Source organism: Metallibacterium sp., assembly GCF_054637675.1.
Window position 1 is genome coordinate 1 of sequence record NZ_JBTSRB010000066.1, and the last position, 11,911, is coordinate 11,911.

Annotated in this window: 8 protein-coding genes; 2 read left to right on the forward strand and 6 right to left on the reverse strand. The window is 67.6% G+C overall.

The annotated features are described in order from the left end of the window. The 5 genes from ACYDAT_RS14470 to ACYDAT_RS14490 form a co-directional block, all read right to left on the reverse strand. Positions 1 to 565, reverse strand: a 565-nt coding sequence (locus tag ACYDAT_RS14470; protein ID WP_461450994.1) for a cytochrome c oxidase subunit 3, incomplete at its 3' end; no start/stop codon positions are given. A 135-nt stretch (positions 566 to 700) separates the two neighbouring features. Then, complete coding sequence (locus tag ACYDAT_RS14475) at positions 701 to 847, reverse strand: hypothetical protein (RefSeq protein WP_461450995.1); 147 nt, start codon at positions 845 to 847, stop codon at positions 701 to 703. A 42-nt stretch (positions 848 to 889) separates the two neighbouring features. After that, positions 890 to 2,512 (reverse strand): cytochrome c oxidase subunit I, encoded by a 1,623-nt coding sequence (gene ctaD / locus ACYDAT_RS14480; RefSeq protein ID WP_461450997.1) that lies wholly within the window; start codon positions 2,510 to 2,512, stop codon positions 890 to 892. Positions 2,513 to 2,540: 28 nt separating this feature from the next. After that, positions 2,541 to 3,488 (reverse strand): cytochrome c oxidase subunit II, encoded by a 948-nt coding sequence (gene coxB, locus ACYDAT_RS14485; RefSeq protein ID WP_461450999.1) that lies wholly within the window; start codon positions 3,486 to 3,488, stop codon positions 2,541 to 2,543. Continuing rightward, a complete protein-coding gene (locus ACYDAT_RS14490) occupies positions 3,485 to 3,994 on the reverse strand; it encodes a DUF2244 domain-containing protein (RefSeq protein WP_461451001.1) in 510 nt (169 codons plus the stop codon). Before ACYDAT_RS14490 ends, coxB begins: the two co-directional genes overlap by 4 nt. A 205-nt stretch (positions 3,995 to 4,199) precedes the next feature. Between ACYDAT_RS14490 and putA the strand changes: the two genes are divergently transcribed. Further along, a complete protein-coding gene (gene putA / locus ACYDAT_RS14495; RefSeq protein ID WP_461451003.1) occupies positions 4,200 to 7,343 on the forward strand; it encodes a bifunctional proline dehydrogenase/L-glutamate gamma-semialdehyde dehydrogenase PutA in 3,144 nt (1,047 codons plus the stop codon). A gap of 66 nt (positions 7,344 to 7,409) precedes the next feature. On the opposite strand, the gene ACYDAT_RS14500 is transcribed toward putA, so the two are convergent. Continuing rightward, on the reverse strand, positions 7,410 to 8,774 hold the full coding sequence (locus ACYDAT_RS14500; protein WP_461451005.1) for an OmpP1/FadL family transporter: 1,365 nt from the start codon (positions 8,772 to 8,774) through the stop codon (positions 7,410 to 7,412). Between the two features lie 270 nt (positions 8,775 to 9,044). Between ACYDAT_RS14500 and ACYDAT_RS14505 the strand changes: the two genes are divergently transcribed. Beyond that, on the forward strand, positions 9,045 to 11,911 hold a 2,867-nt coding region (locus ACYDAT_RS14505), incomplete at its 3' end, for an ankyrin repeat domain-containing protein (RefSeq protein ID WP_461451007.1).

Genomic DNA, 11,911 nt, shown 5'->3' on the forward strand with positions numbered 1-11,911 from the left:
GAAACACCAGCATGCGGCGGCGATGTCCGTCGCGCAGCGCATGGTGGGCGATGGTGATGGTCACGCTCGATGACAGCAGCAGCAGCGTGTTGAGCAGTGGCTCGCCCCACGGCGGCACCGTCTTGAATGGCCCGCCGATGGCGTCCGGGCCGGCGGTCGGCCAGCCGCCGGTATAACCGCGGAACAGGTAGTAGTTGGTCAGCGCGCCGTGACCCTCGCCGGCCAGCCAGGGCACCTGCAAGTCGCGGCTGTAGAACAGCGCGCCAAAGAACGCACCGAAAAACATCACCTCGGAAAAGATGAACCACATCATGCCCAGGCGGAACGACAAATCCACCTGCGAGTTGTAAGCGCCGCTCCGCGATTCGCGGATGACCTCGCCGAACCAGCCGAACTTCATGAAAATGATGATGGCGACGCCGAGAAAAAACAGGATCGGCCCCTCCGGCTCGATACCGTCCAGCCAATGCGCGGCCCCCCACATGAGCGTGAACAGACCGACCGCGGCGATGATCGGCCAGCGACTGCCGTGGGGAATGTAGTAAGCACCGGCTTGCTGGGACATGGCGAAGTTCCGTTGCGAGTTTGTTTCGATACGGCGGTCAGACCGCCGCGTGGATGAACGCGAGTTTAAGCCAAGGCCATCGCAGCGCAATGCTGCTGTGCGCGCTGGCGTTGCGCGCGCCGCATGCGACGCGCATCAAAAAAAGAGATGCTCAAGAAAAAAGACCACGTAGAACCCGACCGAGACCAACGCCAGAATCAGCACCGTGCGCCGCGCCTTGCGCTGGCGCGCGGCCTGATCGGAATCAACCTCGGGACGACGCTTGCCGGGACTGCTGCTCATCGCGAAATCCGGCTGGGCGCTTGCGCCCAGCCGGAAGCATCCTCAGTGGGTGATATCGCCGTGCGCCAGCATCCCGGGCAGGATCTCCGGCGGCGTCGAATAAGAGTGGTGCGGTGGCGGCGAGGGCAATTCCCACTCCAGTCCACGCGCGCCGTCCCACACCCGCGCTGGGGCCTTGCTCTTGGCGAAGTACACGGTGTAGATGATGTTGCCGACGAAAATCAACTGACTGGCGCCGAACACGAAGCCGCCGATCGAGCTGACCATGTTCCAGTCGGCGAACGCCACGTTGTAGTCGGGAATACGGCGCGGCATCCCGGCCAGACCAAGGAAATGCATCGGGAAGAACAGCACGTTGACCGAGATCACGCTGAGCCAGAAATGGATCTTGCCCCAGCGCTCGGAATACATGTGCCCCGACCATTTCGGCAGCCAGTAATAGACGCCGGTCATGATGCCGAAGGCCGCGCCCGTGACCAGCACGTAGTGGAAGTGCGCCACCACGAAATAACTGTTGTGGTACTGGTAGTCGGCCGGCACGAGACCGAGCATCAGGCCCGAGAACCCGCCGATGGTGAACAGGATCACGAAGGCCACCGCGAACAGCATCGGCGTCTCGAAGGTCATCGAGCCCTTCCACATCGTCGCCACCCAGTTGAACACCTTCACCCCGGTCGGTACCGAGATCAGCATGGTCGCGTACATGAAGAACAACTGCGCGCCCACCGGCAGGCCCACGGTGAACATGTGGTGCGCCCAGACGATGAACGACAGAAACGCGATCGAGGCGGTGGCATAGACCATCGGCTTGTAGCCGAAGATCGGCTTGCGCGCGAAGGTCGGGATCACTTCGGAGATGATGCCGAAGGCCGGCAGGATCATCACGTACACCTCGGGATGCCCGAAGAACCAGAAGATGTGCTCGTACAGCAGCACGTCGCCGCCGCCGGCGGCATTGAAGAAATTGGTGCCGAAGTATTTGTCGGTCAGCAGCATGGTCATCGCGCCGGCCAGCACCGGCATGATCGCGATCAGCAGGAACGCGGTGATCAGCCAGGTCCACACAAACAACGGCATCTTCAGCAAGTCCATCCCCGGCGCGCGCAGGTTGAGGATGGTGGCGATGATGTTGATCGCGCCCATGATCGAGCTGATGCCCATCAGATGGATTGCGAAGATGGTGAAGGCCAGTGATTCGCCGGTCTGCAGGATCAGCGGCGGATACATCACCCAGCCGCCCGCCACCGCGCCGCCGGGCATGAACAGCGTCGACAGAATCAGCAGGAACGCGAACGGCAGGATCCAGAACGACAGGTTGTTCATGCGCGGCAGCGCCATGTCCGGCGCGCCGACCATCAGCGGGATCTGCCAATTGGCCAAGCCCACGAACGCCGGCATGATCGCGCCGAAGATCATGATCAAGCCATGCAGCGTGGTCAGTTCGTTGAAGAAATACGGTTGCACCAACTGCAATCCGGGCTTGAACAGCTCGGCGCGGATCACCATGGCCATGGCGCCACCGATGAAGAACATCACCAGCGCCAGCACCAGGTACATGGTGCCGATGTCCTTGTGATTGGTGGCGAACAGCCAGCGATGGACGAAACCCTTGGGTACGTCATCGTGGTGGGCGTCGTCGTGGTGGGTGGCGGCGTCGGTGCTCATGGCCTGAAGCCTCGGTCAGTGATTCGGGTCAACCCTGGGGGGCGTCGCCGGGGGCGGCAACGATCTGCGCGGTACGGGAAACATCTTGCATGCGCGACTTGTTTTCCTGCGCCGCCAGCCACTGCCGGAACTCGGCGCGCGGCAGCGCCCTGATCACGATCGGCATGTAGGCGTGATCCTGGCCGCACAATTGCGCGCACTGACCACGGTAGGTGCCGGGCTTGTCCAGTTCGCCCCAGGCGTCATGGATCTGGCCGGGGATGGCGTCGGCCTGCCAGCCCAACGCCGGCACCCAGAAACCGTGGATCACGTCGGCCGCGGTGATCAAAAACTGGATCTTGGTGTGCGTGGGCACCACCAGCGGTTTGTTGACGTTGAGCAGGTAATCATCGACGCCGTGCCTGGATTTGATGCTCCACGGACTGATGCCGGAATCCATCTGCCGCGCATCGTTGCTGTCAGTAGCCAGCATCGAGATGAAGCTGACGTTGTTGATCGGCTGACCTTCATAGTCGATGTAGTCGTAAGCCCACTTCCACTGCACGCCGGTGACCTTGACCGTCAATACCGAGTTGCTGGTGTTGTTTTCGTACACCAGGATGCGCGTGGCCGGATAGGCCAGGCCGATCAGGATCAGCACCGGGATGATGGTCCAGATCACCTCAATCTTGGTGTTGTGGGTGAACTTGGCCGCCTCGGCGCCCTTGGATTTGCGAAACTTGAGCATGGCGTAAATCATGGCGCCGTACACCACCACGCCGATGCCGATGCACACGTAGAACACGGCCATGTGCAGATCCCACACGTCGTGCGACAGCGGACTGGCGCCGCGCGTGAGATTGAGCTGCCATTGCGTGGGATGCTCGGGGTTGGCCAGCGCAACCGTCGACAGCAGCATGCCAGCCAGCGCCAGCAGCATGCGCGGCAGCCAGTGAGCGCCTGGCGAGGTTGCGGGTCGGGTCGCGCGCTTGGTCATGGGTTTGTCCGTTGATCCTGTTGATGATCTGGCAGGCGCAAACGCGCCAGACTGGCTTCAAGTTGCTTGCACAGCGCCTGGCGTTCCTCGTCGCCAAGAAACGCACCGATTTCCAGCGCGTGTCCATGCGAAACCAACGTCAATCGAGGATGCGCGCCACCCGGCTGCAGGCGCACGCGCACCCAATACGGCTGCAAGCGCACGCTGTCGCGCGCGGCGGGAAAGCGCGCGATCTCCAGCGCATCATCGGTCAGGGTGATGCGCTCGGCGCGCTCGCCCGCGCGCCACACCGCCGCGAACGCCAGAACCACCACCGTCACGTCGACCAGCGCGAAAAATGGGGCGTAGGCGTTGCCGGCCAGGCTGCTGACCAGCGCCACCAGCATGATGTAGCCAGCGAGCAGACCTGCCGCCCAGCGCAAACCACGCAGGCTGAGCGCGCGATTGGGCCGCAGCCACATGATCTGCGCACCTGAGGACAGCGATGGCGTGTCGATCGAGATCACGGCGTTTCGGTTCCCTTCAGGTTGCAGAATAGCGCCCGCTTGCGCCGACCGGCAAGCCGCAAAATCGTGCCCACCGACTTGATTGCGGTCAAAACGCACGCAATCACGCATGTACTGCGACAACACGCCGCATCGCGCGCAGCACGGCATGGTTGCAACCGGCGCTGCGGCCTAAACTACAGGGCTGCATCTCCGCGAATCGCCCATGACCATCCTCGAATCCGAACGACCCGCCAGCGCGTGCTTTGCGGCCATCAGCGCCGCCTGGAGCGAGCCGGAAGAGCGCGTATTGGCCGCGCACCTCGCCGAAGCCACGCCCACGCCCGAAGCCGCTGCCGCGATCGAACAGCAAGCCATCGCCCTGGTCGAACACGTGCGCGCACGCACCCAGGAACAAAGCGCGGTGGAATCCTTCATGCGCCAGTACGACCTGTCCAGCGAGGAGGGCGTGCTGCTGATGTGCGTGGCCGAGGCGCTGCTGCGCATTCCGGACAGCGCCACCGCTGATCGTCTGATCCAGGACAAGCTCGGCGACGCCAATTGGGAAAAACACCTGGGCAAGAGTGACTCGCTGTTCGTCAACGCCTCCACCTGGGGACTGATGCTCACTGGGCGTCTGGTGCAACTTGGCGCCACCACCGAGCGCGACTGGCTGGGCGCGATCAAGCGCATGGCCGGGCGCAGCGGCGAGCCGGTGGTGCGCCTGGCGGTGCGCCAGGCCATGCGCATCATGGGCCACCAGTTCGTCATGGGCCGCAACATCGAAGAAGCGCAGGACCGCGCCGCCGAGAGGACACAGCGCGCGTATCGCTATTCCTACGACATGCTCGGCGAGGCCGCGCTCACCGCGCCGGATGCCGCGCGCTATCTGCAGGCATACCGCGACGCGATCCGCGCATTGGGCCGGCGCGGCCCTTACCACGACGTGCTGGATGCGCCCTCGATCTCGATCAAGCTGTCCGCGCTGCACCCGCGCTACGAAGTGGCGCAGCGTGCGCGCGTGCTGCGCGAGCTGGTACCGCAGTTGCTCGAACTGGCGCAACTGGCCAGGGCGCAAGGCATCGGCATGACCGTCGACGCTGAGGAAGCCGAGCGTCTGGAGCTGTCGCTGCAGGTTATCGGCGCCGTGTTCGCCGACGCCTCGCTGGATGGTTGGGAAGGCTACGGCCTGGCCGTGCAGGCCTACCAGAAACGCGCACCGCAGGTCATCGACTGGCTGGTCGAACAAAGCCGCACGGTGGGCCGGCGCTGGTGCGTACGTCTGGTCAAGGGCGCCTACTGGGACGCCGAGATCAAGCACGCACAGGAGCTCGGCCACGGCGGCTATCCGGTGTTCACGCGCAAGGTCAACACCGACGTGTCGTATCTGGCCTGCGCGCGGCGCCTGCTGGATGCCGGCGGCGCGCACATCTTCCCGGCCTTCGCCACGCACAACGCGCATACCGTCGCCGCCATCCATCACCTCGCCGCGGGGCGGCCGTTCGAGTTCCAGCGCCTGCACGGCATGGGCGCCGATCTGTATGCCGAGGTCATCGGCAAGGACAAACTCGACGTGCCCTGCCGCGTGTACGCGCCGGTCGGCAGCCACGAGGATCTGCTGCCCTATCTGGTGCGGCGCCTGCTGGAAAACGGCGCCAATACCAGTTTCGTCAACCGCATCTCCGACGCCAGTCTGGCACCGGCGCAACTGGTCGCCGATCCCTGCCGCCGCGCCGCGCGCAACCAACCCAGTCAGCATCCGCGCATTCCGCTGCCGCTCTCGATGTATCTCCCTGTCAGGAAAAATTCCATGGGCGTCAACTTCGCCAACGATCCGGAACTGCGCGCGCTGGCCGCACAGATCAACGCCGAACAAGGTCCATGGCAAGCCGCGCCGCTGGTGCCGGGCGCCGACTCCAGCAGCACCGCACCGCGCGCGGTGACCGATCCCGCCGATCGCCGTCGCGTGATCGGCCAGTGGCAGGCCGCCGACGCCAACGACATCAAACGCGCGCTGAGCAATGCCGTGGCCGCGCAACCGGTCTGGGACGCCACGCCCGCCGAGACGCGCGCGGCCACGCTCGAGCGCGCCGCCGATCTGCTGGAGGCGCGCCGCGGCGCGTTCATCGCCATGTGCGTGCGCGAGGCCGGCAAGACCCTGCCCGCCAGCGTCGCCGAGGTGCGCGAGGCGGCGGACTTTCTGCGCTATTACGCGCACGAAGCACGGCGCCTGTGCGGCGCGCCCATCGCCCTGCCCGGCCCCACCGGCGAGCAGAATCAAATGCATTTGCACGGCCGCGGCGTGTTCGTGTGCATCAGCCCGTGGAACTTCCCGCTGGCGATTTTCACCGGGCAGATCGCCGCCGCGCTGGCTGCCGGCAACAGCGTCATCGCCAAGCCCGCCGAGCAGGCCACGCTGATCGGTCACGCCATGACGCGCCTGCTGCACGAGGCCGGCGTGCCCGAGGCCGTGCTGCAATTCCTGCCCGGCGATGGCGGCACGGTCGGCGCGGCGCTCACCGGCGACGCGCGCGTGGCGGGCGTGGCCTTCACCGGCGGCACCGACACCGCCTGGGCCATCAACCGCGCGCTGGCCGCGCGCGACGCGCCGATCGCCGCGCTGATCGCCGAAACCGGCGGCCAGAACGCGCTGATCGCCGATTCCTCGGCGCTGCCCGAGCAACTGGTCAAGGACGCCATCGCCGCGGCCTTCGATTCCGCAGGGCAGCGCTGTTCGGCCGCGCGCGTGCTGTTCGTGCAAGCTGACATCGCCGACAAGGTGCTGGCCATGCTGGCCGGCGCCATGGCCGAGCTGAAGCTGGGCGATCCCGGCTTGCTGGCCACCGATGTCGGCCCGGTGATCGACCAGGACGCGCTGGATGTGCTCAACGCGCACGCCGCGCGCATGGACCACGAAGCGCGCCTGATCGCCAGCGTGCCGCTGCCCGCCGGCTGCGCGCACGGCAGCTTCTTCGCGCCACGCGCCTACGAGATCTCCGGTATCGACGTGCTGCAGCGCGAGGTGTTCGGTCCGGTGCTGCACGTGGTGCGCTGGCAAGCCGACCAGCTTGATGCGGTGATCGCCGCCATCAACGCCACCGGCTACGGGCTGACGCTGGGCATCCACAGCCGCATCGACGCCACCATTGAACGCATCAGCCGCGGTGTGCGCGCCGGCAACTGCTACGTCAATCGCAACCAGATCGGCGCCGTGGTCGGGGTGCAGCCCTTCGGCGGCGAGGGGCTATCCGGCACCGGACCCAAGGCCGGCGGCCCGCACTACCTGCAACGCTTCATGACCGAGCGCGTGCTCAGCATCAACACCACCGCCGCCGGCGGCAACGCCTCGCTGCTGACGCTGGGCGAATAGGCGGTACGACACGTACAAAAAACCCGCGCCTGCGCGCGGGTTTTCAGGGTGCCTCAACAGGGGCGATCAGAATCGATACGTCGCCGATGCCGACAGCAGGTCGGCGCTGTTGTTGTAGTAGCCGGTGAGCAGATCCCCGGTCGGACTCGCGTTGTTGATGCGCGCGTTATTGACGAACAGATGGGCGTAGCCGATGTTGATCTCGAAATCGCTCACCGGCCTGTAGCCCACGCCGAATGTCAGCCAGCGGCGCGTGGCATCGGGCACGCGCGGGTCACGCGTCAACTGATAGGTTGGCGTGGTGTCCAGGCCGACGCCGGCGCGCAAGGTCAGCGTATCGCTCAGGTGATAAGCACCACCGACCGAGATGAAGTGCGAGTTGTGCCAGTTGAACACCTCGGTGCTCGGTGGTTGCGCCGGGTTGGCATAGACCACGGTGAGATTCTTGAAGCTGCTCCACTGCGTCCAGTTGGCCTGCACGCCGGCGCTGAAGCGATCGTTGAACACATGCCAGTAGCTCAGGTTCACGTACGCGGGCGTGGCGAAAGCGGCGCTGCCGCCGGTGTTCTGGAACAGCGGCAACTGCGCGGCGGCGAACACCGTCTGCACCTGCGCGGGCACGATGAACGTGGCATTGCCGGTCAGGGTCTGGCTGATCTTGGCGTGATACAGCACGGCAATGGTGTCGCGCTCGGTCGGCTTCCACGTCGCGCCGATTTGCCAGCCCCATTTCCAGTTGTGGCCCTTGATTTGCGCCAGTCCGTCGGCGGACTGCGGCATGAAGGTCGGCGCCAGATTGAATGGCGGCGCCGCCAGGATCGAGCCGAAATTGATCGCCGAGGTCAGGTCAGCACTGGTGCGCTGCGCGATCAGGCTGGCGCCCAACGCGAAGTTGTCCGCTATCTTGTACGACACCGAGAAGGTCGCATCCACCGATTTGAAATCGGACAAGATCGCGTTGTAGCGACCCACCCAGGTCGGGTTGTATTGGGTCTGGAAGCCGAACGGCGCCGACACACCCATGCCCACCGCCCACTGGTCGTTGATGGGCCTGAGGTAAAAGAGTGCCGGCACCGGGATGGTGCCGCCGGCATTGCCGCCGTCGCCGCCGGAAACCGGCTGCCCCAGGGCGTCGGTGGCGCTGCCGTGGAAGTGGGAGCTGAAGTCGATCGCGGTGGCACTGACCTGCAGATAGCTGTGCTTGAACCACGCCATGGACGCCGGGTTGTTGACCACCACCGAGGGGTCGCCTGGTGCGGCGCCGTCGCCGGCGTAGGCGCGACCCATGGCTTGGGCGCTGTTTTCATTCAACTGGAACGCGCTGGCCCGGGCGGCCTGCGGTGCAGCCAGGGCTACGGCCACCGCCAGCGCCAGCGCGCCAACGGCAAAGGCACCGTGAGTGGTGCGCGTGGAAGTCTTGTAAAGGGGCATGCGAGTGTTCTCCGTAGGGCTGGCGGGACGTGCCTGCGACTCAGGTCGCCGTGTTTTTGCAGCCGCGCGAGGCTGCACCGTACGTGAAAGTATTGCAAGACATGGCGCAGCACGGCAGCCATTGGTCATGTCCCGGCAAGCGAGCCCGCGATGCGCCTGCACAGGCTCCGTACAGCTGCGTCGCGCGCGCATCAAGCGCAACCCGCCAGCACGCATGGACACCACGCTGCCTATACTTCGGCAACTTCACCTGATTGAGCCGCACGCCGCATGACGTCGCCACGCCCACGCCTGCTGCTCGTGCTCGCTGGATTCATGCCCGCGCTGCTGCTCGCGGCGCTGGCGCTGCTGCCGTGGCCGCTGCTGCGCGTGGCGGCACTGCTGCTGGCCAACGCGCTGGCCATGGCCGCGGCCATGTACGCGCTGGGCGCGGCGGGCGCACCCTGGCAGATCGCGGCACTGCGCCATGTTCCCGCACATCTGGCGCGCTTCGCGCTGGCCTGTCTGCTGCTGCTGGTGCTGTGCCTATGGCCGCTGCTGCAATTGCAACGTGAGCCCGCGGCGCCAGGCAACACGATCCTGCTGATCGCGGCGCTGCTGGTGGCGCTGCTGGCGCTGTGGCCGTTCTGGACGCGTTACGCCGAGGTGTTTGCCGCCAACCCGGGCGTCACGGACAGCGCCGATGCGATGGGCGCGACGATCGCGCAGCGCTTCACCCGGCGCATGCCGGCACGCGGCACGCGGCGTTTCAGCCACGGCCTGCCGGCGACGCTGGCGCTGCTGCTGCTGGCGTGCGGCGTGCTCGCTCTCAGCGGCTTGCCGCTACTGCCTGTTGCCGCCCCGTTGGCGTGGCTGCTGCTGGCGGGCTATGCCATTCTGGTGCTGCCGCTGGCCACGCTGCTGCAAGCGTCGCGCACGCTGGCCATGCCGCTGGATGAGGCTCCAACACGCGCAGCGCCGACGCAGGCCGCTGCGCAGACGCCCGCGTTTGCACTGCACGCCGCCGCTGTCGCGCTATCGCCAACTGGGTCGCTGACGCCGACGGATACGGCAGCGGATGCCGCGCCACTCGCGCCTGCGGATCAAACCGCGCTCGGCCCCGCGCTGCTGGACGCCGCGCGCCGCGGTGACAGCGACGCCGCGCTGGCGCTGCTGGATGCGGGCGCGCCGGCCGATGCGGTCGCGTGCAAGGACGCCGCGGACCAGCGCAGCGCGCTTTCGCTGGCCGCGGTGCTGCCGGATACGCGCCTGCTGCGCGCGCTGATCGGACGTGGCGCCGAGGTCAACCGCATGCAGGGCGGCCTGACCGCGCTGCATGCCGCCACGCGCGATAGCTGGCATGGTCGCGACGAGGCCGTGCTGGCGCTGCTGGCCAATGGCGCCGATCCGCGTCTGCGCAACGCCGAAGGCCGCGCCGCGCTGCACGGCGCCGCGCTCAGCGGCAATCCCAACATCGCCGCGATGCTGCTGGACGCCGGCGCCGCGATCAACGCGCTCGACGCGCAGGGCATGAGCGCGCTCAGCCTCGCCTGCCGTGCCGCCAACTGGACGCTGGCCGCCTTCCTGCTGGAACACGGCGCTGCGGCCGATCCTGCCGAGGGCGAACCGCCGCTGGTCGCCGCCTGCGGCATTGGCGAGGACGATATCGCAGGCGCGCGCCTGCTGCTCAAGCACCGCGCCAAGATTGATCGCTGCGATCACCTTGGCCGCAGCGCGCTGATGGCCGCGGCACTGGAAGGCCACGCCGCATTGCTGCGTCTGCTGCTGGCCGCCGGCGCCGACCCGCGCCGCGCCGACCGCAACGGCACCACCGCGCTGATGGAAGCCGCGCGCGCCGGCAGCACCGCGCTGATCGAGGCACTGGGCGCGGCCGGCGCCGATGCGCTGGCGCAGGACGTGCACGGCCGCGATGCGCTGATGCTGGCCTGCCAGTCGCCGCGCGCGGACGCCGCCGCCGTGCTGGCGCTGCTGGCGCTGGGCGCCGACGCGCAGCGCCGCGGCAGCGATGGTCGCAGCGCGCTGCATCACGCCAGCGCCGCCGGGCGCTGGGATCTGGTCGCCGCGCTGGCGCCGGATACGCCGCTGCCGGCCAGCCTGCGCGGTCAAGTCGCGCCGGCGCCCGGCGCCGACAGCCCCGCCGATTTGCTCGATGCGCTGCGCGGCGAGAACTGGGCCGCGGTGTCGACCTTCGAGCAGCACCTCGGCACGTGGCCGGCGCACAGCCTCGCTGAGTTGTACCTGCAACTGGCCGGCGGCGGCTACGACAGCGCGCGGCGCTGGCTGCTGGATCGCGGCGCGCTGGGCGAGGCGCGACTGGAAGACGGCACGCGCCTGTTCGATGCGCTCATCCAGCGCCTGCCGGATACGCTGGAAGCGTTGGAAGAGCTGCTCGCACAAGGCGCTAGCCCAGCCGGTGGCGGACTGCTGGCGCGCGTGCTGGCGCATCTGGGCAACGCCCCGGAAGGCGCGGCGCTGACCGAGGCGCTGCTGGCGCGCGGCGCCGATGCCTTTGGCGCCACGGACGATGGGCGCACACCACTGAGTCTGGCCGCCGCGGCTGGCTGGCTGGCGGCGCTGGACGCGCTGCTGGCGCGCGGCGCGGACGCCAATGCGCGTGATGCGCGCGCGCGCGCGCCGCTGCATCACGCACTGCTGCTGCCTGCGGCACAGGCGCTGCCGCTGGTGCGCAGCCTGATCGCCGCCGGCGCCGATGCGCTGGCCAGCAGCGATAACGGCGAAACGCCGCTGGGTCTGGCGCTGGCGCAGGGCGACGCCGCGCTGATCGACTGGCTGCGCTGGGACGGCGGCTACGCGCTGCCGCGACGCGCGCTGCGCGCCGAGGATCTGCCCGCCGCCGCCGCCTGCGGCGACCTCGCCGCGGTGCGGCGCCTCCTGCAACTGGGCTGCGCCGTCGATCATCCCGATGCCGCCGGCTACAGCGCGCTGCTGCACGCCAGCGGACGCGGTTTTGCGGATCTGGCGCGCACCTTGATCGCCGCCGGCGCGCGCCTGGATGTACTCAGCGGCAGCGGCATCAGTTGCCTCGCCGCGGCGGTCAACGGACGCCAGCGCGAGTTGGTCGAGCTGCTGCTGCGGCACGGCGCGGCGGTCGATCAGCCGCTGGCCGGCGGCGCGCG